Raw genomic sequence first — 25470 nt, forward strand, 5'->3', positions numbered from 1 at the left:
TGTTACCGATCCGCGCCCTGACCAGGGCGTGGTCTCATCACCCCTTGTCTGCCTGACCCGAACGAAAGGACATGTCTCGGCGAATGCCGGTGGAACTACAGATTGTTAATCTCCAGGTCGCGGGTTCGAATCCCGCTCGGCCGAGCCCCACGGGGGACGGACGGTAGCTCAGTTGGGTAGAGCAGGGCGTTTCACCAAACTCTTGTCGTCGAGACCCAAAACGAAAGGACACCCCCGGCGAATGCCGAAGGAACTACATGGCACCTCAGGGACAGGTCGAGCGGGTTCAACTCCCCTCCGTGCCGGCGCCCAGACGGCAAACGCATCTGCCCATTCAGATGCGGGGCGGGCCTCCCGAACTGTTTCTTCCCCACTTGTCGCCGGGGCCTGAATTTGAGTGAATATGATGATGGAAAACACATTTGATCCCGTAACGGGCGAACACCTGAAAGACTGGGGGCATCGCCCTGGCAAGCAATTCCCCGTCCTGTTGGCGCGCGCGAATGAGATGCGGGCCGAAGGCTTTGGCCTGGTGCGCATCCGGCAGGAGCTGGAGGGTGAGATCCTTCCGACTCCGCCTACGCTGGATCTGCGCGCGCCCGGTGAGGTGCCGTTTCACGAAAATGTCGACGCCAGCGATCCGGATGAGGAGGACAACGTCGAGAAAGTCCGCGAAACGATGATCGCGCTAATGCGGACCCCGACGATTGAGGCCGGGGCGATTATGCCCGATGCCTGTCCGGCCGGTCCGATCGGCACGATCCCGGTTGGCGGCGTCGCGGCGGCGCGCAATGCGATCCATCCGGGGATGCATTCGGCCGACATTTGCTGCTCGGTCATGATCACCGATCTGGGGAATGCTGACCCAAAGGCCGTGCTGGATGCGGCGCAGTCAGTGACCCATTTCGGACCGGGCGGTCGGCCGCAGGGCAAGCGCTTCACAACCTCGCTGAAACTGCTGGATGCGTTCCGTGAAAATCCGTTTCTCGACAACCCGAAATCGCTGCGTATGGCGCAAGAGCATATGGGGACGCAAGGCGACGGGAACCATTTCCTGTTTGTCGGCCGGTCGCGCAAAACCGGGCGGACGGCGATTGTGACCCATCACGGTTCGCGCGGGCCGGGGGCTGTTCTGTATAAGAACGGCATGACCGTCGCGCATCGCTTCCGCAAGGAGCTGTCGCCGGGTACGCCGAAGCAAAACTCCTGGATTCCGGCTGACACGCAGGAAGGGCGCGACTATTGGGATGCCCTGCAACTGATCCGCAAATGGACCAAGGCCAACCACAACGCGATCCATCAGGCAACGGTTGAGGCCGCGCGAGTGGGCGATGTCGGGGACCGGTATTGGAACGAACATAACTTCGTCTTCAAACGGGGCGATCTGTTCTATCACGGCAAGGGCGCAACCCCGGCGTGGGGTGACTATGCCGCGGACGCGACCGGGCTGACCCTGATCCCGCTGAACATGTCCGAGCCGGTGCTGGTCGTGCGCGGCAAGGATGCAGGTCACGGTCTGGGCTTCAGCCCACATGGGGCGGGGCGGAATTTCTCGCGTTCCGAACATAAGCGCCGGATGGGGTCGGTTACGCCGGATGAGATGCTGAAGGCGGAAACCGAAGGTCTGGATATTCGCTTCCATGCCGGTGGTGTGGACGCCTCGGAACTGCCGTCCAGCTATAAAAGCGCGGACAGTGTTGTGGCGCAGATCAAATCCTATGATCTGGCCGAGATCGAGGACTATATCGACCCCTACGGCTGTATCATGGCAGGTGATGTGCCGCCTTTCTGGATGAACAGGAAGAAAGGCCGCCGCTAAAGCAAGGGCCGAAGTGTTCAACCACTTCGGCCCTTGTTCTTTAAGATCGGTTTTTCAGAACGACCAGCGAATGCCCGCAAGGAAATTCGGTCCCTGTGCATCGCTGCCAACCTCTTGCGAGGCGTTGGCCTCGAACTGCATGTTTGGGATGAACTCATGTTCATATCCAATCAGAACACTCGCGCCCGAGAAGTCGGTGGCCGCAAAGCTGAGGCTTTGGGTTGAGCCAAAGACAGTGACATCCGCATCCGAGTCGCCCAGGCCCTGCCGGACAACGCCGGAAAGCTGACCGACCAACACGCCGCCTGTGTTCAGAGCCTTGGAGGCTTCGACACCCAAACGGACCTCAATCACGTCAGTTGTGGCGTCGTCCACGGTCGCGTTCGCGGATGAGCCGGTTTCGGTGTAGCTGTCATCCTCTTGCCGGGTATAGCGGAGGTCGCCAAAACCGGTCAGGCCGATGGTGCCTGTGGTCTCGAAATCCCGCTCGACACCGGCGTAGACCGTCAGCAAGGTGCTGTCGAAATCGGCATCCGCATCAGCGCTGCCTGAAATCTCGCGCGTGCGGTCGGTGGACAGCCAGCCATAGCCCAGCCCGGCCTCGACCGTATAGGCGCCGATCTGACGTCCGATCGAGGCGTCGATATAGAAGCCGTCCGTGTCAAAATCGGTGGTGTCGGTGTCGCCATCCGTGCGGAACACGCCCAGCCCAAAGGCAAGCGCAGTGCCATTGTCCAACTGTCCCGAAAAGCCGACGCTACCGTTGATCGCCGTGACATCCGTATCAATGCCCGGCACATTCTCGAACCGGCGTGAGGCCGCGTCGAGATGCACATAAGGACGGAAGCCACCAATGCTCAGGCCCGAGACATTGCCGGTTTCGGCATTGCGTGTGACCTGTGCAGCCTCATAGCGCAGCGCGCCGTTCGAGCTGCCGATGAGAGTGCCGTAATAGGCTACGATATCGGCCGATGTCAGAATTTCGGCCGGATCGACAGCGGCATAGACCGGTGCCGGGCCACCTTCATCCTGCACGAACCATCCCGACCGGCCGTCCGAGATAATCGTGTTGAAATCCCCTGTTCCTGGCGCGGCATCTTCGAAAAAGAACACCGAACTGCCGCCTTGGGCGAACAGATTGACCTGATGATCCTGAACACGGATTAAGCCGTCGACATTGTCCTGAGTGTCCAGATTCAGCGTCCCGGTTCCCGAGCCCAAGAAGATGGCATAGGCATCATCTGTGTCCGAACGCGCCGAGATAGAGCCAACCTCGGTAATCTCGCCGTCGAAATTCTGGATGTTCAGACCAAAGGCCTCGGACGTGTCGCCGCCCGAAGCAGCGACATTGATCACGCCAGTATTGGCGAATGTGCCCTGCAAATCGGCAATAAACACACCACTGGCGTCGGCATCACCGGTTCCGTTTGCAATAGCGGCGACTGCCGTCAACTGGCCCGAGTTGGTGACTGCGTCATTGTAGACCCCACCCAGAGACAACGCCTGCGCCGTTGCACCCAATGCGCCGGTGGCAGACGCAGAGACATTGCCGGTATTACTTGCGGCTGCATCGCTGCTGTTGCCCGTGAAAATACCCTGCGACAGCGCTTCATCGGTTTCTGAAATCGCCGTGGTCGAGATCGTACCCGAATTGGCAAAACTTCCCGTCAGTCCACCATTCGCGACAATGCCAGTTGCACGGGCCGAAGAAAGGGCCGAGGCTTCGGCAATCAGGGTGCCGTTGTTGGTCAGCACGCCATCAATGCCGCCATTCACAAGCAGACCAAAGGCGCGACCGTCGCCGGTTTCGGCTGATCCATGGGCCATGATTGTGCCTGAGTTGGTGAAATCTCCGTCCAACCCATTATTGGTCACGAAAACCCCGGCAGCGACACCCAGAGTTTGTCCGTTGGTTTCAACAGTAAGCGTGCCCGAGTTTTCAATATTTCCGGTCATGCCGTTGGCAATAAACGCCCCGAAAGCAGAGGCCGAGGAGCCACCGGACAGATTGTCCGCTTCGGCGCGGACGGTGCCGGAATTGACAAAGTCGCCATTCAAGCCGCCGCTGATGTCGATGGCGGATGCAAAGGCGTTGGTCGATCCTTCGGCCCGCACGTTCAGTGTGCCACTGTTTTCGATCTGTCCTGTCGAGGTGCTAGTGATGTCCAGGGCATGGGCGCGGGCCGACCCGGTGCTGGCTTCGGCCATTGCCGTAATTGTCTGGGTGTTCAGGAAGTTACCGTCAAACGGCCCGCCGACAATAAAGCCTGTAGCCACCGATGTTTGCGCCGCACTGGTTTGAGCGGCAATCGTGCCAGAGTTCGTGATGTCCCCATCGACCCCGCCAAAGGCGCGCAGGCCGAAGGCGCGGGCCTCGTTCGTGCTGCCAATGGCCGACACCATTAGGGTACCGCTGTTGCTGAAACTGCCAACCATCCCGTTAGTGATCGTATAGCCCCCGGCAGTTGCGGTCGAAAACGCTTCGGCCTGAATACGCAGAGTGCCAGTGTTGGTAATTGATCCGGTCAGGGTGTTGCGGATATCGGCAGCCGCCGCAAAGGCCGAGAAATCGCCCTCGGCTTCGACTGTGATTGTGCCGTCATTGATGATGTCACCGTCCATTCCACCAAAGACGCGCAGGCCAGAGGCCGTTGCCTCGGAGGTATCGCTTGTCACATTGATCTGAAGCGTGCCGGTGTTGGCGAAATTCCCGGTCAGCCCGTTGCGGATGTAAAAGCCGGTGCCAGATCCCTCGGAGGAAGCGTTGACCTGGATCATAAGCGTGCCAGTGTTGCGAATTTCCCCGATCAAGCCGCCATTGATCGTCAGGGCCCGGGCTTCGGCCGAACTACCCGTGGCGCTTATGGTGATCGTGCCACCATTGGTGAAATCACCGTCCATTTGTCCGCTGACAAACAGGCCAAAAGTCTCTGCCTCGGACGCGGTGGAGTCAGAGGCCAGCAGAATGGTGCCCGAGTTTTCGAAATCGCCGTCGAAATCGCCGCCTAGATAATAAGCCGCTCCGCTGGCAGATGCCGTCCCGGTGCCGCGTGCATCAATCGTCCCGCTGTTGGTGATGTTGCCAACCGTGTTGCCCTCAACATAGACAGCCGCGCCATCAGCGCTGCCCGAGGTCGTTTGCGCCGTTGCGACGATGGTGCCCGAGTTGATCAGGGCACCGTTCTGGTCGCCTTCGACATGGATACCCCAGGCAATCGCGTCATCCGCTGAACCATTGGCCAGAACTGAGATAGTGCCGGTGTTGTTGATGTCGCCGTTTACATCGGTGATCACCTGAACCCCGATGGCATAGACATCGTCCACCCCGTCCGTGGCCGTAGCGCTGATCGTGCCCGAGTTGGTCAGATTGCCGTTCAGGCTTCCTTCAAACTGAAAGCCGAAGGCCGAGGCCTGTTCGCCCGTCTGGGCTGTGACTTGGATCGTACCGGCATTGTCGATGTCTGTTTCGGCGGGGTTCACGAACAGAAACCCGGCCGCAGCCACGTTTTCAGTCGGAACCGACGAGGACTGTACCAGTATGTCCCCGTTGTTTTTGATCGTCGCCGTTGATTGAGCAACACCGTCGACCACAGTTCCAATCGCCAATGCGACGGCATTGTCGCTGCTGACATTGACGTCGATTGTCCCGTTGTTCTGATATGTTCCGGCAAGATCGTCGTCAAACAGGACACCAAGGCCAAGTGCGGACCCATTGGCGTCGATATCAATGTCGATCGACCCGTTGTTGATAACCTGTCCGGTTTCACCCAGATCTCCGTTTAGCTCCAGGCCGAACCCAAGTTGTTCTCCGGGGGCGGGGCCCGAGATCGTTCCGTCATTGGTAAAGACGCTGGTGTAATCGGTGTTGATCTGCACGGCGGGGCCAGAATCCGCGGTCAGATTAACAGCCCCGGTTTCGGTGATCGTTATGTCCTCGTCGATGAGAAAGTCCGCCGGGGTCGTCTGCGGTGCAGAAATGACAACATCCGCAGAAGCAACAGTTGCGCAAGCGCTTACCGCTATCGAGGCCAGGAATACCGAAGGCGCGACACTGGCCACCCGGCCCTTCCACTTCACAACACGACCGCCTCTTGCCACACGTGCCGGCGTGTGCTGCTTTGCGCAACTATTCATTGCATACCCCCAAAGATGAACTCGTTAACGATATGTTAACATTAGTAGCCAAAGCGAGTTGGGGGCGTAAATGGTGGAAAGTGTTTAGTTGGAAAATTTTGTCAGATTGCAATTTTGCAACAGCGGTCTTCGTATTGCGACTTCAAGATGCCCATCGAATCTTCTGGTCAACAAGCGTCGGAAAACGTTGAAATAAAAATTCAGCGCGTTTGTGCAAAAACCGAACCTTGTTGCACCCCAATGGACACCAATTTTTGAAGTATCTATGTGCCCTGGTGTTTCAATAATCCGCTAAAATGAGTCAGATTGTTTGATGTTTTATATGTTTGTGGGCCGTTTTCGTCGAGCGCAACTTTTGCGCGAAAAGAGAAGGCGGCGCCAATTTAGCACCGCCTTCAACTGTTAAATGCAAAGTTTGCTACGGCAAACCTGTTTGTCAAAACATCAAACAGTAGCGCCCTTGATGCGAATTGCCGAACCCAAGGCCCCTGCGCACATCCCGACGACCACTGCGATAAGCAGTTCGCCTGTTCCGAAATTGGCGAATGACCAATGCGCAAAGATTAGCGTTTCAGCGACGCCAACAACGCCTCCCATCACCGCGCCAAGCAAGGGGTTGCGGGTCATCATACCCAGTGCCAGGCCCAATATACCGGGCAGGCTGATTATGTTGGCTCCGATTGTTCCCAGAAGTTCCAGCATATCTGCCTCCTTTTTACTCGGACCGATTGGTCAGGAATGACCGGATTTCTTCACTTCCGTCCGCCACCTGTTGACCCAGCGGTGTCGGTGCGTCAGCAGCCAGCTCTTCGGTGATTTCCTGATATCGCTGCAGATGTCCAGGTGGCAGGCTGTGCGCGATCCCCTGGTGGCAGTCGATGCAGGTCATGCCGGTGTCGATGGCACGCTGATGCTCGGACGCCGCACGATTTTCCTGAAGGGTGAAATCCATATAGTCGAAGTTGTGACAGTTGCGGCATTCACGACTGTCTGAAGCTTTCATCTTTTTCCACACAGCGGTGGCCATGCTCAGTCGATGTTCTTCGTATTTCTCGGGCGTGCCGATGGTGCCGGCCAGCTCGTGATAGACATCCTTGACCGCCATGATCTTGGCTTTGATCTTGTGGTTCCACTCATGCGGCACGTGGCAATCCGAACATATAGCCCGCACGCCCGAGTGGTTGTTGTAGTGGATCGTCTCGCGGTATTCGCCGAGGTTCGTTTCCATCGTGTGGCACGAGGTGCAGAACTCTTCGGTGTTGGTCAGTTCCAGGGTCCAGTGGAACCCACCCCAGAACAGGATACCGGCGAGGAACCCTGCCAGCACCAGAAAGCCCGAGCTGAACAGAACGGTCGGTGTCCAGATCGCATTCCAGATGCGGCCGATCCAGCCGCGTTTTTCGGGGGAGTCTGCCATTTCGGTGCTCCTTTCAGTCAAGCGTTGGATCAGTTTCCGGAAGAAGGTTCAAAAACGTTATCGACAAGCGCCGGCGTGTCTGCCTGTGGGACATGACACTGGTTGCAGAAGTACCGAGTACCGGCGATTTGATCCAGTTCACGTCCTTCGCGGTCCAGATAGTGCGTCATCGATAAAGTGGGTGCGTTGCGCTCACCCGCCTTTGTCCAGTCGTGGCAGGACAGGCATTGGTTGGTCCGCAGATCGATTTGGTATTGTTCGATTGAATGCGGGATCAGCGGGGGTTGCTGCCGGTAATTCCTCTGCATACGTCCTTCGATAGTGCGGTGGACCTGATCGAGTGGAACGGGTTCATCAACCTCGGCCCCGCGCAGGGCTTCGACTTGCGCGGATTGGGCAAGGGCGAAACCGCTCAGGAGTATGACGGGGATCAGGGCTGTGACGCCGGTCAGGATTGGCTTGTTCATCTTGGCACTCCCTTAGGTGGGTCTGGCTGCGCGCTGAATGGGCGCGGGAACGGGATCGGAAGGTGCGGCGACGTGGTCGTCGAACCGGTGAGTAAACTTGAAAACATCAACCGCGCAAACATCGATACAGCGGCCGCAATTCGTGCAGTCGGGCGACAGGATCAGCGGTGTGGTGCCGGTTTTGCCGCGCAACGCGGGTGAGATGACGTGGTTTTCCGGGCAGACGGCAAAGCAATCCATGCAGTCGTCACAGGCTGCGCGATTGGGCGCGCTGACACGCAACATCGCTTTGGTGCCGATTAGGCCATAGAATGCTCCGACCGGGCACAGGTGCCCGCACCATCCGTGGCGAGACACGAACAGGTCGAAGAAGAAGATTGCAACGATCATCGCCCAGACAAAGCCCGCGCCAAAGATCAGCCCGCGATGCAGCATGGTGATCGGGTTGATCAACTCCCATGCGATGACGCCGGTCAGACCCGAGACGATCAGTACGGTGGCCAAGATCCACAGCCGCGTACCGCGCTTGGGTTGCCAGCCTTTGGGCAGGTCCAGCTTGCGGTGCAGCCAGTGGGCGGCATCGGTTACCGGGTTGATCGGGCAGACCCAGGAGCAATAGACGCGCCCGCCGATCAGCGCGTAGGCGACCAGAACAATCAGGCCTCCGATCAGGGCGGTCAGTTCGGGCCAGTGCCCGGCAACCACGCTTTGCAGCAGAACAAATGGGTCGGTCAGCGGCAACACGCCAAGGGTCAGCGACCCGGCCAGCGTGCCTTGAACGATCCAGATGCCGAACCATGGGCCCAGCAAGAACAGGACCAGAAAGAACAACTGTGAGGCTCGGCGCAGCAACAGGTATTTGTGCGCACCTAACCAGCCTTTGGCTTCGATTGCCTCTTGGCCGACGGGGAGATGTGTGCGTGCACTCATTGTCCAGCCCCCGGCAAATTGTATCCCGGCGCAAAGCCGCCCGGCGTGACCAGATTATCGGTACCCGGTCCGGGCAGGCGGTCGGGTAGGTCGATGATACCTTCGACCACGGGCGCGCCTTTGGCGGCTTTTTCTTCCCAGCCTTTGCGATAGTGGTCGGCACTGCTACCGCGTGCCAGCCGGGTAGGCAGAACCTTGATCGCGGCTTCCGGTAGAACGCAGCTTTTCTCGCACATTCCGCAACCGGTGCAGCGGTCGCCGTGTACGGTAGGGAGGAACAGCGCATGGTGTCCCGAACGGGTGTTATGCGCGGTCTCAAGCGTGATCGCCTCGTCAATTACGGGGCAGACGCGGTAGCAGACGTCGCACCGCAGCCCTAGGAAGTTCAAGCAGTTTTCCTGATCGACCAGCACGGCCACGCCCATATCGGCGTCATCGATGTTATCCAGCGACGGGTCCAGCGCCCCGGTGGGGCAGGCGGCGACACAGGGAATGTCGTCACACATCTCGCATGGCACGTCACGAGCGGTGAAATAGGGTGTGCCGGTGGCGACGGCATCGACGCCAAGCTCGGCCAGCTTTAGCGTGTTATAGGGGCAATCCCGCACGCACAGACCGCAACGGATACAGGCGGACAGGAAGTCTTGTTCCGGCAAGGCACCGGGGGGACGCAAGGCCTCGGCTGGCAAAGCCCGCGCGTCGCGTGCTAGCCAGGCCAACAGCGACCCGGCCGCAACGCAGCCGCCAGCGGCGCGCGCCGAGTCCTGAAGGAACCGGCGCCGCTGCGGCGAGAGGGGAGAGCCAACACCTGACATGGGTCTTACCTTTGCCTTGCCAGTTTCTTATGCGCGCTCGACCTTACAGGCGCATTTCTTGTAGTCGGTTTCCTTCGACAGCGGGCAGGTTGCATCCAGCGTCAGTTTGTTAGTCAGCTGGTGCTCGTCAAACCAAGGCATGAAGACCAGCCCACGTGGCACCTTGTTGCGCCCGCGGGTTTCGACCCGGCTGGTCACTTCGCCCCTGCGGGTGGACAAAACAATTTCCTGACCGCGCCGCAGACCGCGATCCCGGGCGTCGTCGGGGTGCATGAAAACAACAGCTGACGGGAAGGCGCGGTGCAATTCCGGAACCCGGCGGGTCATCGAACCCGAATGCCAGTGTTCCAGAACCCGACCAGTACAGAGCCACAAATCGTATTCATTGTCCGGCTCTTCAGCAGCAGGTTCGTAAGGCGCGAAGATAATTTTGGCCTTGCCGTCCTTGTGGCCATAGAATTTCACGTCGGCCCCTTCGGGTACATAGGGGTCATAGCCTTCGCGGAAACGATAAAGCGTTTCTTTGCCGTCCACGACCGGCCAACGCATACCGCGTGCCTGATGGTACATTTCGAACGGTGCCAGATCGTGCCCATGACCGCGCCCGAATTCGGCGTATTCTTCGAACAATCCTTTCTGCACGTAAAACCCAAAATGCTGTGCTTCGTCATTGTCGAAACCTTCGGCAGTTTCAGAAAGCGGGTATTTGTCCACATTCCCGTTCTGGAACAGAACCTCGAACATCGTCTTGCCGCGATGCTCTGGCATCTTGGCCAGCAGCTCTTCGCCCCAGACTTCTTCTACGGTGAAGCGTTTCGAGAATTCCATTAGCTGCCAAAGGTCGGATTTAGCCTCGCCCGGCGCTTTAACCTGTTGATGCCAGAACTGAGTGCGGCGCTCGGCGTTGCCATATGCGCCTTCTTTCTCGACCCACATAGCCGTTGGTAGGATCAGGTCAGCTGAAACTGCGGTGACGGTTGGATAGGGATCTGAAACTGTGATGAAGTTTTCAGGATTGCGATAACCGGGATACCCTTCCTCATTGATATTCGGGGCGGCTTGCATGTTGTTGTTGCACTGAACCCAATACGCGTTCAGCACACCGTCTTTCAGCATTCGGTGTTGTAAAACAGCGTGGAAGCCCGGTTTTGGCGGGATTGTACCTTCGGGAATTTTCCATGCGGTTTCACAAATCTCGCGGTGCTCGTCATTTGCGACAACCATGTCCGCGGGCAGGCGGTGGGCGAATGTGCCAACCTCTCGGGCGGTGCCGCAGGCAGATGGTTGGCCGGTCAGCGAGAAGGGCGAGTTGCCGGGTTCGGAAATCTTGCCAACCAAAAGGTGGACGTTGTACATCAGCGAGTTCACCCACGAACCGCGCGTATGCTGGTTGAAACCCATGGTCCAAAGGCTCATGACTTTCCGGTTTGGATCCGCATATTGTTTCGCAAGTTTCTCAAGCTTGTCAGCGGGAACACCTGAGAGTTCAGATACATATTCCAAAGTGTAAGGCTCAACAGCTTTGGCATATTCTTCGAAGCTGATGGGTTCCATTTTGCCCGAGTTCGGGTTTTCCGCGTCTTGCTGAAGTTGGTTTTCGTCGCGCAGGCCGTAACCGATATCGGTTGCCGTCTTGGTGATGTTTACGTGCTTTTTGACGAAGTCTTCGTTCACCGCGCCATTCTGAATGATGTAGTTGGCGATGTAGTTCAGGATCGCCAAATCGGTCTGTGGGTTGAACACGATGCCATTGTCCGCCAATTCGAAAGAACGATGTTCAAATGTTGACAGAACATGAACTTCGCTGCCCGGTTTGGTCAGACGCGTGTCTGTCAGGCGCGACCACAGGATGGGGTGCATTTCGGCCATATTGGAACCCCACAGAACGAATGTGTCTGCGTGCTCGAAATCGTCGTAGCAGCCCATCGGCTCATCTATGCCGAAGGTCCGCATGAACCCAACAACAGCAGAAGCCATACAATGGCGCGCGTTGGGGTCGATGTTGTTGGAGCGGAAGCCCGCTTTCATCAGCTTGGCGGCGGCATAGCCTTCCCAGACCGTCCACTGACCCGAGCCGAACATGCCCACGCTGGTCGGGCCTTTCTTGGCCAGCGCCTCTTTCCACTTAGCGGCCATGACATCAAAGGCTTCGTCCCAGCTGACCGGTTCGAACTCGCCATTCTTGTCGTATTCGCCATTGGTCTTGCGCAGCAACGGAGTGGTCAGGCGGTCTTTGCCATACATGATCTTGGACAGGAAATAGCCCTTGATACAGTTCAGGCCGCGGTTCACCGGCGCGTCCGGGTCGCCCTGAGTGGCCACAACGCGGCCTTCCTTGGTGCCAACCAGAACGGAACAGCCCGTTCCGCAGAACCGGCACGCGGCCTTGTCCCAGCGGATATCCGGTGTCGCTGCCTGAGCGTCGGCCGCGCCTGTGGCCAGCGGAATACCGGCGGCCGAGGCCGTGGCTGTGGCAGCAGTGGCCTTGAGGAATGTCCGGCGTGATTCAGAATGTGTCATAGCGTGAGCCTCCGGCTGGTGGTTTGGCTTAGGGCATCGGGACGCGGGCGGGTCTCTGCAAGGTCCTCGAAATGGTGATAGGTCAACGTCAGAGACACGACCCCGGGGATCTGGTGCAGATCCATGATGGTCTCGGACGCAAGGCGTTCAGGGGTATCTTCGACCACGACGACGAAACGGCCGTCTTCGGTCTGGGCGTGGATTTCCACACCCGGTGTATCGCTCATGGATTGCGCCGCAGCCGTAGCGTAGTCGGGCGCGACATGGGCAAGGCAACCGCAGATGTTCATTGCACAGCTTCCATTTTGGGTTGAGGGGTGTGGTCCAGCGAGATGGCATCCGCCGGGCAAACGGTAGGGCAGAGCCCGCAGCCGGTGCAGGCTGCCACATCCAGTGTCGGTTTGGCCCGACCACCGGTTTGCAGCGAGAACCGGATCGCGCTTTCTTCGCAATTGTCCTGACAGAGGCGGCAACTGACGCCATTCATCGACAGGCAGGAGTCCAGCTTTAGCGCGGCACGCCAGGGCCAGTTGGACACAAGGTCGATGTCCAAAGCAGGGGTTGGGCAGGCATTGGCGCAGTCACCGCAAAAAGTGCAGGGATTGTCTGAGGGTTGAAAAACAGGAAAGCCGTCCGCAGCGATTGCAATCACGTCCTCAGGACAAGCCGAGGCGCAATCGCCGCATTTCGTGCAGTGCTTCAGAAAGTCAGGCCCGACCGATCCCGGAGGTCTGGCTGTCACACCGTCCTCATCGTTAAATCTCGCGCTCAGGAAGGCGCGCCGGGTAGTCACTTGGCCCATTCTCAAAGACCTGGCTTTGCTAGATTCTGTTCGTCGCTATTCCCGATTAACGGCTTCGTTCAGCGCCGGATTTGATATTGATCAATTTCTTGGCAGTTTTTGCATGGAACTTAAAAAAATATGCATGCAAAAAATCTGTTTTGTCAAATTGTTGCAGGTGCGCTGACAGCCCGGCAAGCGTCGGGACTGACAAAGACAAGCCAATTTATCTTTTGGGCTTCGCCGTTCTGAGCAGCAGAATGAAAACGAAAATCGACCCCAGTGAGGTCGTCACAATTCCGACCGGCAGTTCTTGCGGGGCAAGCATCAGGCGGCTGAGGATATCGGACCCGGTCAACAGCACCGCGCCAACCACGGCTGCCGTCGGGACAAGGTGATTGTGCAAAGGACCAGCGATGCCGCGCGCAATATGTGGAACCATCAGGCCAACAAAGCCGATCACTCCGGCGACCGACACAAAAACGGCGGTCGCGAGCGCTGCAACAAAGAACATTTTGAACCGTAGCGACTGAACCGGAACGCCCAGTGTTGTTGCCGTGACATCTCCGGTCAGCAGCGCATCCAGCCAGCGGCTACGATAGAGGGCATAGGCCAGAATAAGCGCCAGCCCGGCGCAGACTAGCGGGAAGGTTTCCCATCGCGCCAGACCCAAACCGCCAAGCATCCAGAAGATGACGGAATGGGCAGCACGGTTATCGCCTGCGAAAATCAGGTAGTTGGTTAGGGCTGAGAACAGGAAGGACACCGCAAGCCCGGCTAGGATCAATTTCTCAGGCGCGCTCGTCCGCAATCCGTGTACCAAAGCCAGCACGATGCCAGAGGCCACCAGCCCTCCGCAAAACGCCGCCAGCGGCAAGGTCCAGAACCCCAGAATGTCCCCGGTTACGGTGATGACGAACACAGCACCCGCTGCAGCGCCCGAAGACAGCCCGAACAGAAACGGGTCGGCCAGATCGTTCCGAGTGGTTGTCTGCAAGACAACGCCGACAATCCCCAAACCAGCGCCGATCACGGCCGCAAACAGCGCGCGGGGCAGGCGCAGGTCAAAGACGATACGGTGCAGGGGCGACACGTCTCCATCCACAAGGCCTGTGCCCAGCAATATGGCCTTGAATGTATCGGACAGAGGGATGGATGTGGTTCCGTAGATTGTTGAAACCAGAAGAAGGGCGGCCAGAATGACCGCCCCCACCAAAAGTGTCAGCCCCAGACGGCCCAAATTAGTTCAGGCCCTTATGCATGGCCTGTGCCATTTTCGAGATCGCCTGAATGTTCGCGGGTCCCGGCGTTAGTTCTTCGTACCGCAGACCGATCCAGCGCTCGTTTTTGACCGCATCGGTTTGCGACATCACCGGGTGCTCTTGCAGGAATTTGAACGTATCCGCCGCGCCATTTCCGGTTTGATAGTCCAACAGCACCAGGAACTCGGGGTTCGCGGCGGCGACGGCCTCCCAAGAGCTACGGCCCCAGCTTGTATCCATGTCATGGGTCACGTTCTGACCGCCCGCAGCGGCAATCATCGCATCAGGGATGGCGTATTTTCCGGCGGTGAAGGGCGCATCAGCGGGCCCGTCCAGCAGGAACACGCGCGGTTTCGGCAGATCGGCGGTTTTCGCCTCAATCGCGGCCAGCTCGTCTTTCCAGCCTGAAACCAACGCTTCGGCCTTGTCTTCAACATGCATGACCTTGCCCAGACGCAGGACATCGTCAAACAGCAGGTCCATGCTGGCCTTTGGGCGGTCCTTATGCAGGTGAACGCAGCTTTCCGACAGGATCATAGTCTTGATCCCGAAGGGCGCCAGCGTTTCCGGTGTCACATCACCGCCGGGCCGCATTCCGTAGTACCAACCGGCAAAGAACAGGTCGGGTTCAACGGCCACCAGATTCTCGACCGTCGGATATTTCGGGGCCAGTTCCGGGATACCGCCGCGCAGCGAGTCGAACTCGGGGCTGGTTTTGTACCAGCCGGTAATCCCGGTCAGGCCGACGATCTTGTCTTGTAGACCCAGTGCAAAGGCCATGTCGGTCATGTTCATGTCATGCACGACCAGACGCTCGGGCTGGGTTTCAAACACCAGCGGTTCGCCGCAATTGTCGACGGTAATTTCATGCGCGGCGGCACCGCCCGCCATGGCTGTAACCAGCGCCACGGACAAGATGTGTTTCATTCGGAAATGCTCCTAACAGGGTTGGAAACTGAGGTTTTTCGGATGTCCAGCGCCGGGATCAAGCGGCCCTCGTGCTGGAAAAACAGGTAATCGACACCGAACGTGTCACGCACGCGGTCGGTGGTCAGCACGTCGGCCACAGGTCCGAACCCGGTAAGACGGGTGGATTTCATCAGCGCGACATGCGTCGCAAATTCCGGGATCATGACCAGATCGTGGACGATCATCACCACTGTGATTCCCAGCCCGGCCACCAGTGACAACATCCGCCCCTTGGCGTCCGGGTCCAGATGGTTGGTGGGCTCGTCCAGAAACAGCAGTGCCGGGTTTTGCGCCAATGCCCGCGCGATATGGGCGCGCTGCCGTTCCCCGCCCGACAGAACCGCCATGCGCTTGTCGGCCAGATCGTTCAGGCTGGTCAGGTCCAAAATTCGCGCAAGATCGGCGGCATGGGCCTCGGCCGAGCGGTCAGCCCGGATCGGGATCTGTCCCAGCGCTACATACTCGCGCAAGGAGAGCCGCCCGTCGGGATATTCCTGCTGGCTGACAACAGCGATCATCCGCGCACGCTCGGTCGCCGACATGCTGCGCAAATTTCGCCCCTTGAACAATACATTGCCGTCCGAAGGATGCTCGGACCCGCATAGAAGGTTCATCAGCGTTGTCTTGCCCGCGCCATTGGGCCCAGCGATGGCCAGAACCGCGCCTTCGTGAAGCGCAAAGGTGATGTCCTGAAGCAGAACTTCGCCGTGATAGGCGTGATAACCGACGCCGTTGACCTGAAGGAACGCATGTTCGGTCATGTGGCCCCCGTCGCCAAGGGCGGCATCCGCGACAAGGTCTTGTGCAACAGCGCCTCGGGGCGATCCGTTGCCTTGGTCCAACCTGTGGAACTGTTTTGGTATTGCCGCGCGAAAGCGGCCAAAGCGTCGATATCGGCCGAGGTTTGAATTTCGCCAAACAGATATTGTGCCTTCGCACCCGCCTGAAATCCAACGGTCAGTGGGTGATCGCAACCGGCCATACACTCAATCATCCGTGTGCCGTAGCCCTCGGGCAGGCGCTCTCGCAGGGCCTCGGCAATCGATTGCGCCGCCTCAGCCCCTTGGCAGGTCGTGCAGATCAGCACCACATGATCCGTCATGCTCCGCCCCACCTGCATGCCGGACGGGCAGGTAAAGGAACGGTTCTGAAGACATCGGGTCGATGTGACATTGAGCCTCTTTCCAGGACACCCCGCCCCGGTTTGGTTGCGTTTGAGATGGCAGGTCTCCTGACTCGCGGGTCTGTGCTTGGCCACCCTTCCCGACCTGATCCGGCCAGTGGGATATTGGCGTCGCTCACCGCCTACAGTTGCGGGGGCAGTTACGGATTTGGTCTGCACCTTACCGTATTCCCTTTTCATCCCGCGCGTGCAGCATCGGGAACCATCGTAGCGTCACTGCCTCAGATCAGAGCATGGGTCAATACGGATTCCGCAACGTTCCGGTGAAGACAGCGCAAAGGATATTGCTGCTCAGTGGGCAATCAGTTATGCTGCGACGCAGCAAAATCTGAAAGCCGAGGCACCGTTTTGTGGGCTCAAGGGTGCTGGACGTACTATTGTGACCCCGAACTGACCTGCATCAATTAAACCCGCGACCCAAGTCGGTAAGACGTCCGAAAAACCAAAGTTGGCACGCTATGAAAATCCAGGAAAACAAAACCTTCGAGCAGCTCAAGGTTGGCGACACGGCACAACTAACCCGCTTGTGCACGGTTGACGACCTTTATGCTTTTGCCTCGGCCTCGGGCGATCACAATCCGCTGCATCTGGCAGCCTATGACGGGGATGGCGACGGCCTTGCCGAAGCCGTCGCACCCGCGCTGTGGCCCGCCGGTCTGGTCGCAGCCGTGCTGGGAAACTACATGCCCGGCGCCGGAACGCAGACTCGGCGCGCGGATTTGGCCTTCCACCTCCCGGTGCTTGCTGGTGAAGAACTGACTGCCTTTGTCGCTGTTGAGGAAAAGCGCGACGATGGTGATCTGCTCTGCTCAGCCGAAGTGCGACGGGTCGTTGACAATGCACTGGTTCTCAGCGGCACCGTTCAGGTCACACCGCCTTCGACGCATATGGAGTTCGACTCGGTCGAGGTCCCTGGCCTGATCGTGCAGCGGCACCGCCATTTCGACGCGCTGTTGGCAAAAGCGCGCCCACTAGAGCCGATGCCAACCGCCGTTGTTGCGCCAGAAGAGCCCAACTCTCTGAGCGGCGCGTTGCTGGGGCATGCCAATCATATTATTTCGCCGATCCTCGTCGGGGACCCCGATAAAATCGCCGCTGCTGCCGCTGAGCTGGGGGCCGACTTGTCGGGCATCGAAATTGTCGAGGCCCGCAGCCACGGCATCGCCGCGCACCGTGCCGTGGATCTTGTAGTCGAAGGACGCGCGCAGACCCTGATGAAGGGGTATCTGCATACGGATGAGTTGCTGCACGCGGTTTTGCGTCGTGAAAAAGGGCTGCGCACTGGGCGGCGACTGTCACATGTGTTCGTAATGGATGTTCCGGGCATGTCGCGCCCGATCATGGTGACGGATGCGGCGGTGAATATTGCGCCTGATTTGGAAACCAAGGCGGATATCGTGCAAAACGCGATTCACCTGGCACATTCTTTGGGAATCGAACAGCCCAAGGTCGGCGTGTTGTCGGCGGTTGAGACGATCAACCCGCATATGCCGTCATCGGTCGATGCGGCCTTGCTGTCGAAAATGGCGGAGCGCGGTCAGATCACCGGCGGGTTGGTCGATGGGCCGCTGGCGATGGACAATGCGGTTGATCTGAACGCCGCCCGTACCAAAGGGATCACGTCAGAGGTTGCCGGTGCTGCCGATATTCTGGTCGCGCCTAATATTGAGGCCGGGAATATGGTGGCAAAACAGTTGACCTTCATCTCTCATGCCGAGGCGGCAGGGGTCGTGATCGGTGCGGCCGTTCCCATCATTTTGACGTCACGATCCGATGATGATGCCTCGCGATTGGCATCCTGTGCTGTAGCCGCGCTTCATGCGCATGCAAACAAGGATAAAATCCATGGCTGATCATGTTGTGGCGCTGAACGCCGGGTCTTCTTCCCTGAAATTCGCGCTTTATGAGCTGGTTGAGGGCAATCGCCCCAGTATGCGCTGGCGTGGCCAGATCGAACGTTTGGGCGACGCACCACGTTTGCTGGCCCAATCCGCTGGAGGACGCTCGATCGACCGTCCTTTGACCAACACCAAAAGCCATGACGAGGCGATCCACGCCTTTCTGGAAATGGCGCGGGAATACCTGCCGGACATCCATGTACGTGCCATCGGGCACCGCGTCGTCCACGGGGGTACTGTTTATTCCGAGCCGGTGCGCATTGACGCCTCGGTTGTCGAGACGTTGTCTGGGTTCATACCTTTCGCGCCGCTGCATCAGCCCTATAGTCTTGCAGGGATACGCGCAGCCAGCGCGGCCTTCCCGGATACAGCGCAGATCGCCTGCTTTGACACGGCGTTCCATCGGACACACCCTTGGGTCAACGACACCTTCGCCTTGCCGCAGAGCTACTATAACAAAGGCGTACGACGGTACGGGTTTCACGGGCTCAGCTACGACTACATAACGCAAAAGCTGAAAGAGATCGCGCCGGGCTTGTACAACGGGCGCGTGGTTATTGCGCATCTGGGTAACGGGGCCTCGATGTGTGCGGTTTCGGGTGGTCGGGCGGTGGCCTCGACCATGGGGTTCTCGGCGCTGGACGGGTTGCCAATGGGAACGCGTAGCGGGCAGCTTGACCCTGGTGTTGTGCTTTACATGATGCAGCAGGAAGGCCTGTCGGCGGATGAGATTGCCGAGATTCTGTATCGCAAATCCGGTCTGCTGGGTCTGTCGGGGATATCGTCGGACATGCGCACCCTTCTGTCTGCTGACACGTCCGAGGCGCGTAAGGCCATTGACTATTACGTCTTCCGCATACGCCGCGAATTGGGCGCATTGTCAGCCGCACTGGAAGGGATCGACGCGCTGGTCTTTACGGGTGGTGTTGGCGAGAACTCGGCCGCAATCCGGCAGATGGTGTGTGACGGTATGCGCTGGATCGGGATCGAGATGGATCACGCCCGGAATGCCGATGGCGGCACGGTTCTTTCAACTGATTTCAGCCGCGTGCGGATTCTGTCGATTCCGACGAATGAGGAAATGGTGATCGCCCGCGCGGCTGCGAACCTAATGGAGTGACCTAGTCCTGCGGCTTTTTACGGGTCTTGGCGTATTTCAGCAGGACCCCAAGAAGTGCACTGACAATTTCAGGTGTCAGCGTGCCAAGCGGATCGCGTCTAATGCCAGTTACGGCGTTGCGCGCATCCGCGAAGTTTTCTCGGATTTCGGTTTCAATATCTTGCAAAGCCATGTCGCGCAGTTCGACGGCATCCGACGTGTCTGTCCGTGCCGTCATGGAATTCGCAACTACCGCAAGCAGAACGGCCACCACCAGATCAATCCCGGCCACAATCAGCGCGGCCGAGGTCGTCGACAGAGTCTCTGACAGCCAGAAAAACCCGGCCACGTTCAGCATCACGGCGGCAAGACCCACGGCAAGACCTGCTGCGGCATAGATGCCTGTGCGCTTTGCGGCAACTGCGACTTGACGCTGTGCAATCAGCCGTTCAGCGCGCAAAATGATCGAGATATTTCGGGAAATGCGGCTCATGTCAGGCTCCTACCGGGATCGACCGATCATGTACCCAAGCGCAAAGACGCCAAGGGCGAATAGGATGGGCTTTTTATGCGGCAAATCCTCGAATTCTGTCAGAACTTCATCAATTTGGGCAGTCCAATGGCCGAGGTTGTCGACGAATGCATCGGCTGGTTCCGGGGCCTTGGGTGGCTCGGGGTTGGCGTGTTCGGCCAACTGGCGGCGCAGTTCGGCGACCTCTGCTTCCAATTCTGCTTTTGTTACCATGGTTGCGTCCCTTTACCGCGATGAACCGCATGTTAGACGGTTTTTCTGTTTAGGTAAAAGGGACTTATCCAGATAGTTGAGCGGGCCAGTGCTTAGCCTGTGCGACACCAGACGCAATCATGATCCGAAAGCGGCGTACCTTCGTCCGAGATTGAAGTCAGAATGCCTTTGTCTAGACACTTCAGACCCCGTCCGGCCAGCCAATCCAGTTTCATGACCCGCTCAGGATGCGGAGTGATCAGGCTGGGTCGGGTTGTAGGACCTTCTGCGGTGAAAGACCATGAGTAGCCTTCGCGTTCGGCCAACCCAAACAAGGTTTCACGTCGCCAGTCAAAATCGGGGGGCAGATGGTTGCCGGTGTTCAGGTCCCCACCGATCAGAACGGGCAGTCCGGGCGCAAACGCGTTGATTTCATCTAACAACCGTTGGAACTGTTGATGGCGGTGCGCTGCATCTGCGTTGCTTTCCAGATGAGTGGACACAACGCAAAGCGAACCCTGCGTGGCCGGGATAATGGCGGCGATGGCATTGCGACCGCCGACCCGCGGTTGATCCGGGTCCGTCGCGCCAGTGTCCGAGGCAAACCAATGGCCGTGATCGTCCAGTCGGATCAGTGACGTGCGTTCAAACGGCACCGAGGACAGGATTGCGTTCCCATGCCAGCCAAGACTGTTGAAGTCATCCGTGCAAAAGCCCCGCTCGGTCGCGCCGCCGAGATCAAGTTCGTGAAACTCGACACCGAAGGCGTAGGTCATGCCAAGCGCGTCGGCCATCACTTCAGTGGTATGCCGCTGTGCAGTGCGGGCCATGCCGTGATCGACCTCGGACAACAAGACGATATCGGGGCAGACCTTGCCAAGATGTGCGGCGGTTTCTTCGGGGAAAAGACACCGTTCCACATTCCAGGCAGCCACTGTAAAATCGCTTTGCAAATGAGTGGACGTAGCACGGCCTCCAACTTGCACGGCATTCATGGCAGGCAGGCTGGACAGCAAATCGCGATGCGCTTTAGCCGTGCGCGGCGCAGCCAAGATCGCGTTACGCTGTTCCAGCGTCACGGCGGGCAATGTCTCAAACGTTTGCCCCGTCACAGTTTGCGCCCCGTTTCAGGATCAAACAGCCGCAGGGCCTCGGGCTTCAAATTCAAAGTCGCGGTCCCGGTGGAGGCTGCATCATCCTTGCCGATCATCACCGAAAAAGGTTGTTCCCCAACCACGCCATGCAACAGGCGATGGGCGCCGAGCTCTTCCAGAATGTCCACACGGAACGGGATGTTGCCGTGATCGTCCAGTACCACATCCTCGGGGCGAATGCCCAAAGTCACCGGCCCGTTTTGCGAAGCAGGTGCTGGCATCAGACCGTCATAGCCATTGATGCGCACTTCTCCTTGCTCGACCTGAGCTCGGATCAGGTTCATCGGCGGTGCCCCCATGAATGAGGCCACAAAGGTCGAGGCTGGGTTGTGGTAGATTTCCGACGGCGTGCCGATCTGTTCGATCCGGCCAGCGTTCAGGACGATGATCCGGTCGGCCATCGTCATCGCCTCGACCTGATCATGGGTCACGTAGACGGCTGTGGTGCCAAGACGGCGTTGCAGGGCCTTAATCTCGATCCGCATCTGGTTGCGCAGCTTGGCGTCGAGGTTCGACAACGGTTCATCAAACAAGAACAGCGCCGGATCACGCACTACGGCGCGGCCCATGGCGACGCGCTGACGTTGACCACCCGACAGCTGCGCTGGTTTGCGGTCCAGATATTCGGTCAGGTTCAGCATCTTGGCGGCGTCTTCGACCTTGGCCGCGATCTCGGAGGCCGGGTTGCCGCGATTCTTGAGGCCATAGCCGATATTTTTTCGGACGGTCATATGCGGGTAGAGCGCATAGTTCTGGAACACCATCGCGATGTCCCGGTCCGCCGGATCCACGTCATTGACCACCCGGTCGCCGATCTTCAGTGTACCTTCGGTGATCTCCTCCAACCCCGCGATCATCCGCAGCAGGGTGGATTTGCCACAGCCCGAGGGGCCGACCAGCACGACAAACTCGCCGTCCTGAATGGTGAAGCTGGTGGTCTGAACCGCCTGAAAGCCGTTGGGATAGACCTTGCGGATGCCCTCTAATGAAACCTGAGCCATGCGCGTATTCCTTATTTGTCGGATTCTGTAAGGCCCTTAACGAACCAGTTTTGGAAAAAGACGACGATCGCCACGGGTGGGATCATCGCGACAATGGCCAGCGCCAATGCCTGCCCGTGTTCTGGGATCTGACTATCTGTGTAGGACAGCACGATCTGTTTGATGCCCCGGACCAGGGTGAAAAAGCTCTCATCCGTCGTGATCAGTGTCGGCCACAGATATTGGTTCCAGCCAAAGACAAACATGATGATGAAGATCGCAGCGATCATCGTCTGGCTAAGCGGTACAAGGATATCGACAAAGAACTTCCATGGGCCTGCGCCGTCGATCCGGGCGGCCTCGGCCAGCTCCTCAGGGACGGACATGAAGAACTGACGGAAAAAGAACGTGCCGGTTGCGGATGCGATCAGCGGTACGATCAGACCGGTATAGGTGTTTGTCAGGCCCAGTTTCTGGATCGCCTCGTATGAGGGCAGGATGCGCACCTCCAGCGGCAGCAACAGGGTGGTGAAGATCACCCAGAAGGCCAGCGTGGCAAAGCGCAGGCGAAAATAGACGATGGCATAGGCCGCCATCATCGAGATGATAATCTTGCCCACCGCAAAGCCGATGCCAAGGATGAAGGAATTCATCAGCATCAGCGTGCCATCCACCGTCTGGGTGAACCCACCCTTTTCGAACATGGCGGCATGGAAGTTCTTGCCCAGATTGTCGCCCAGCGTCAGCTGCAACCCCTCGCGGTGGATCGTCACAGCGTCATGGCTGGCCGTGGTCAGCGCCAGCAGCGGTGGTATCATCATCAGCAAAGCGCCTAGGATCAGGACGGTGTGATCGCCGATCGCGCCCCATTTGATGCGGCGGGGACGATGGGTTTCAACGGGAGTTTCGAGTGTTGTCTCAGCCATGTCCAAAGCCCTTACGTATAGTGAATCCGGCGTTCCACCAGGCGGAACTGAAACACGGTCAGGATCAGCACCAGCACCATCAGGATCACCGATTGCGCGGATGAGCCGCCAAGGTCATTGCCCCGGAACCCGTCCAGATAGACCTTGTAGACCAGCGTCATCGGGTTGTTGCCCGGCTCACCCTTCATCAGCGCGTCGATCACGCCAAAGGTGTCGAACAGCGCGTAGGTGATGTTGATGATTAGCAGGAAGAACGCGGTGGGGGCCAGCAGCGGGAAAGTCACCTGCCAGAACCGTCCGGTGGCCGAGCGGTTGTCGATCATCGCCGCCTCGCGCACGGATCGCGGAATGGATTGCAGGCCCGAGAGGAAAAAGATGAAATTAACCGGGATCTGCTTCCACACGGCCACGATGACCATAGCGGTGGCCGTGGCGTTATAGTCCACGCCCAGTTTGAAATCCCAGCCGAACATCTGAAAAAACTTGGTCAGCGGCCCAGTGCTTTGATCAAAGAATAGGATGCCCAGAAACCCGGCCACAGGTGGTGCGATGGCATAGACCCACATCAGCAGCGTGCGATAGGTCTTTGCCCCTCGGATTACCTTGTCCGCCTTGACCGCTAGCAGCAGCGCGATGGCGAGCGAAAAGAACGTCACAAGCACCGAATAAAGGATCGTGAACCCTGCCACGCGCTTGTACTGATCATTGCCCAGCAGCGAGGTATAGTTTTCCCCCCCTACAAAGGTCGAGCCGAACCCAAACGGGTCCTGCAAGTAGAACGAGGATTGCAAAGCCCAGCCCGCAGGCCAGTAGAAGAAGATGGCAATGATCAGCAGTTGCGGCATCAGCAGCGCCACAGGAAGCCAGATCGTGTCAAAGCCCGCGCGTTTCATGAATGGTTCCGTGCGAATAATGAGCGATGGTCGCACCCGGAGGCACGACCATCCAGGGGGTGATAACGGGGATTAACCCTGGGTTTTGCCAAAGCGTGCCAGCAGTTCGTTGGCTTCTTTTTCGATTGTCTTGAAGGCGGTCTCGACGTCGGTTTCACCAGTCAGGATACGTCCATATTCGCGGTTCATGATGTCGCGGATCTGGACGTAAAAGCCCATGCGGTAGCCCTTGGTGTTGTCGCCCGCCTTAGCCTGCAACTGGTTCACACCAACTTCGGCGGCCGGGAAGCGGTCATAATGGCCGTCTTTCTTGGCAACCTCATATGCGGCTTCGGTGATCGGTACGTATCCGGTTTCCTGGTGCCAGAAGTACTGGGTTTCAGGCGCGGTCAGGAAGCGGAAGAACTCAGCCGTGGCCTTGTTCTCGTCGTCCGATTTGCCGGACATTGCGAACAAAGCGGCGCCACCGATGAAGGTTTGGGTAGGCTCGGCGGTCACGGCTTCCCAATAGGGCAGCTCGGTCGCACTGAATTCGAACGGCAGGTCTTTTTGCAGGAGGCCACCAAAAGAGCCCGACGAACCCAGCCACATGGCGACTTTGCCTTCTTCGAACGGCTTGGCGTTGTCGCCCCAGCCGGTACCATACCATTCGAACAGACCTTCGTCTTTCCAATCGGTCACGGCGGTGAAGTGGGCCTTGATGGCGTCATTGTTCACCAGGATCTGCGTGTCGATGCCGTCATAGCCATTGTTGTTGGTGGCAAACGGCAAGTTGTGGCGCGACATGAAGTTTTCGGTGAAAATCCAGGGCAGGTGCGACTGGCTGAGCGCGATGTAGCCCGCGTCTTTCAGCGCAGGAGCAGTGGTTGTCTGGAACTCTTCCCAGGTTTTCGGCGGAGTGACACCTGCAGCTTCCAGCGCGTCCACGTTGAAATACAGGATTGGCGTAGACGAGTTGAAGGGCATGCCGATCATCTTGCCGTCGCTGTCTGCATAGAAATACCGCACGCCGGCGATGTAGTCGTTGATGTCGAAATTCACGCCATTATCGGCCAGCAGATCCTGAACGGGGATAGTTGCTCCCTTGGCTCCGATCACGGTGGCGGCACCGGCGTCGAAGACCTGCATGACGTTGGGCTGCTCGCCCGCACGGAAGGCGGCGATACCTGCGGTCAGTGTTTCTTCATAGCTGCCCTTGTAGACCGGAGTGATCTTGTAATCGTCCTGCGAGGCATTGAAATCTTCGGCAATCTTGTTGACGGTTTCACCCAGTTGGCCGCCCATTGCGTGCCACCATGTGATCTCGGTTTCGGCAAAAGTTGCGGTCGCAGTAAAGGCGAGCGCGGCGGCGGTAGCGCTGAAGGTCAGCTTGGTCATGTCTCTCTCCGGTTTGGCCGCGGACCAAGGTTTTGGTCAGCGCACCAGGTTGCGGGGCCGAAGCCCCAGGCAGCGTCAAAAATCTGCACAAATAGGGCGAATCCCATTCGTGATGCACTTCT

At 58.4% G+C, this 25470-nt stretch carries 23 protein-coding genes and 1 riboswitch; of the genes, 3 read left to right on the forward strand and 20 right to left on the reverse strand.

Going from position 1 to position 25470, the window contains the following annotated elements; all coding sequences use genetic code 11:
- Positions 1 to 406 precede the first annotated feature (406 nt).
- The gene (locus AC2FJ6_RS14045) at positions 407 to 1819 is read left to right on the forward strand and encodes an RtcB family protein (protein ID WP_496669360.1); all 1413 of its coding nucleotides are present in this window, start codon (positions 407 to 409) and stop codon (positions 1817 to 1819) included.
- A gap of 54 nt (positions 1820 to 1873) precedes the next feature.
- Here AC2FJ6_RS14045 and AC2FJ6_RS14050 read toward each other — a convergent pair whose 3' ends face one another.
- From AC2FJ6_RS14050 to AC2FJ6_RS14110, 13 genes are all read right to left on the reverse strand, one after another.
- Positions 1874 to 5896, reverse strand: coding sequence for a beta strand repeat-containing protein (locus AC2FJ6_RS14050; protein ID WP_496669365.1), 4023 nt, complete (start codon positions 5894 to 5896; stop codon positions 1874 to 1876).
- 501 nt (positions 5897 to 6397) lie between these two features.
- On the reverse strand, positions 6398 to 6655 hold the full coding sequence (locus AC2FJ6_RS14055) for a hypothetical protein (RefSeq protein WP_170773424.1): 258 nt from the start codon (positions 6653 to 6655) through the stop codon (positions 6398 to 6400).
- A gap of 13 nt (positions 6656 to 6668) precedes the next feature.
- Positions 6669 to 7370 carry a NapC/NirT family cytochrome c gene (locus AC2FJ6_RS14060; protein WP_170773426.1) on the reverse strand — a complete coding sequence of 234 codons (702 nt, stop codon included), beginning with the start codon at positions 7368 to 7370 and terminating at the stop codon, positions 6669 to 6671.
- Between the two features lie 29 nt (positions 7371 to 7399).
- Positions 7400 to 7837, reverse strand: a complete 438-nt coding sequence (locus AC2FJ6_RS14065) for a nitrate reductase cytochrome c-type subunit (protein WP_170773428.1) — start codon at positions 7835 to 7837, stop codon at positions 7400 to 7402.
- A gap of 12 nt (positions 7838 to 7849) precedes the next feature.
- Entirely contained in the window at positions 7850 to 8767 is a 918-nt protein-coding gene (napH, locus tag AC2FJ6_RS14070) for a quinol dehydrogenase ferredoxin subunit NapH (RefSeq protein WP_170773430.1), read from the reverse strand.
- Complete coding sequence (napG, locus tag AC2FJ6_RS14075) at positions 8764 to 9582, reverse strand: ferredoxin-type protein NapG (protein WP_170773432.1); 819 nt, start codon at positions 9580 to 9582, stop codon at positions 8764 to 8766. The genes napH and napG overlap by 4 nt, the downstream gene beginning before the upstream one ends.
- Positions 9583 to 9609: 27 nt before the next feature.
- Positions 9610 to 12102, reverse strand: a complete 2493-nt coding sequence (gene napA, locus AC2FJ6_RS14080; RefSeq protein ID WP_170773434.1) for a nitrate reductase catalytic subunit NapA — start codon at positions 12100 to 12102, stop codon at positions 9610 to 9612.
- Positions 12099 to 12392, reverse strand: a complete 294-nt coding sequence (locus tag AC2FJ6_RS14085; protein WP_170773436.1) for a chaperone NapD — start codon at positions 12390 to 12392, stop codon at positions 12099 to 12101. Before AC2FJ6_RS14085 ends, napA begins: the two co-directional genes overlap by 4 nt.
- On the reverse strand, positions 12389 to 12904 hold the full coding sequence (locus AC2FJ6_RS14090; RefSeq protein WP_170773438.1) for a ferredoxin-type protein NapF: 516 nt from the start codon (positions 12902 to 12904) through the stop codon (positions 12389 to 12391). The genes AC2FJ6_RS14085 and AC2FJ6_RS14090 overlap by 4 nt, the downstream gene beginning before the upstream one ends.
- Before the next feature lie 205 nt (positions 12905 to 13109).
- Positions 13110 to 14123, reverse strand: a complete 1014-nt coding sequence (locus AC2FJ6_RS14095; protein ID WP_170773440.1) for a FecCD family ABC transporter permease — start codon at positions 14121 to 14123, stop codon at positions 13110 to 13112.
- 1 nt (position 14124) lies between these two features.
- On the reverse strand, positions 14125 to 15072 hold the full coding sequence (locus AC2FJ6_RS14100; RefSeq protein WP_170773442.1) for an ABC transporter substrate-binding protein: 948 nt from the start codon (positions 15070 to 15072) through the stop codon (positions 14125 to 14127).
- Entirely contained in the window at positions 15069 to 15875 is an 807-nt protein-coding gene (locus AC2FJ6_RS14105) for an ABC transporter ATP-binding protein (RefSeq protein ID WP_170773444.1), read from the reverse strand. The genes AC2FJ6_RS14100 and AC2FJ6_RS14105 overlap by 4 nt, the downstream gene beginning before the upstream one ends.
- Positions 15872 to 16216 carry a DUF1636 family protein gene (locus AC2FJ6_RS14110; RefSeq protein ID WP_170773446.1) on the reverse strand — a complete coding sequence of 115 codons (345 nt, stop codon included), beginning with the start codon at positions 16214 to 16216 and terminating at the stop codon, positions 15872 to 15874. Before AC2FJ6_RS14110 ends, AC2FJ6_RS14105 begins: the two co-directional genes overlap by 4 nt.
- A gap of 102 nt (positions 16217 to 16318) precedes the next feature.
- A riboswitch (cobalamin riboswitch) is annotated at positions 16319 to 16518 on the reverse strand.
- Positions 16519 to 16755: 237 nt separating this feature from the next.
- Here AC2FJ6_RS14110 and AC2FJ6_RS14115 point away from each other — a divergent pair.
- Both AC2FJ6_RS14115 and AC2FJ6_RS14120 read left to right on the forward strand, forming a co-directional pair.
- Entirely contained in the window at positions 16756 to 18150 is a 1395-nt protein-coding gene (locus AC2FJ6_RS14115; RefSeq protein ID WP_170773448.1) for a bifunctional enoyl-CoA hydratase/phosphate acetyltransferase, read from the forward strand.
- A complete protein-coding gene (locus AC2FJ6_RS14120; RefSeq protein WP_170773450.1) occupies positions 18143 to 19315 on the forward strand; it encodes an acetate/propionate family kinase in 1173 nt (390 codons plus the stop codon). Before AC2FJ6_RS14115 ends, AC2FJ6_RS14120 begins: the two co-directional genes overlap by 8 nt.
- Position 19316: 1 nt before the next feature.
- On the opposite strand, the gene AC2FJ6_RS14125 is transcribed toward AC2FJ6_RS14120, so the two are convergent.
- From AC2FJ6_RS14125 to AC2FJ6_RS14155, 7 genes are all read right to left on the reverse strand, one after another.
- A complete protein-coding gene (locus AC2FJ6_RS14125; protein ID WP_170773452.1) occupies positions 19317 to 19787 on the reverse strand; it encodes a phage holin family protein in 471 nt (156 codons plus the stop codon).
- Positions 19788 to 19796: 9 nt separating this feature from the next.
- On the reverse strand, positions 19797 to 20039 hold the full coding sequence (locus AC2FJ6_RS14130; RefSeq protein ID WP_170773454.1) for a hypothetical protein: 243 nt from the start codon (positions 20037 to 20039) through the stop codon (positions 19797 to 19799).
- A 92-nt stretch (positions 20040 to 20131) separates the two neighbouring features.
- Positions 20132 to 21130 (reverse strand): endonuclease/exonuclease/phosphatase family protein, encoded by a 999-nt coding sequence (locus AC2FJ6_RS14135; RefSeq protein WP_496669368.1) that lies wholly within the window; start codon positions 21128 to 21130, stop codon positions 20132 to 20134.
- On the reverse strand, positions 21127 to 22173 hold the full coding sequence (locus tag AC2FJ6_RS14140; protein WP_170773458.1) for an ABC transporter ATP-binding protein: 1047 nt from the start codon (positions 22171 to 22173) through the stop codon (positions 21127 to 21129). The genes AC2FJ6_RS14135 and AC2FJ6_RS14140 overlap by 4 nt, the downstream gene beginning before the upstream one ends.
- An 11-nt stretch (positions 22174 to 22184) precedes the next feature.
- Positions 22185 to 23078, reverse strand: coding sequence for an ABC transporter permease subunit (locus AC2FJ6_RS14145; protein WP_170773469.1), 894 nt, complete (start codon positions 23076 to 23078; stop codon positions 22185 to 22187).
- Between the two features lie 11 nt (positions 23079 to 23089).
- On the reverse strand, positions 23090 to 23971 hold the full coding sequence (locus AC2FJ6_RS14150; protein WP_170773471.1) for an ABC transporter permease subunit: 882 nt from the start codon (positions 23969 to 23971) through the stop codon (positions 23090 to 23092).
- Between the two features lie 72 nt (positions 23972 to 24043).
- Complete coding sequence (locus AC2FJ6_RS14155; RefSeq protein WP_170773473.1) at positions 24044 to 25348, reverse strand: extracellular solute-binding protein; 1305 nt, start codon at positions 25346 to 25348, stop codon at positions 24044 to 24046.
- Positions 25349 to 25470 lie beyond the last annotated feature (122 nt).

The organism is Ruegeria sp. CDSA089, from assembly GCF_059612205.1.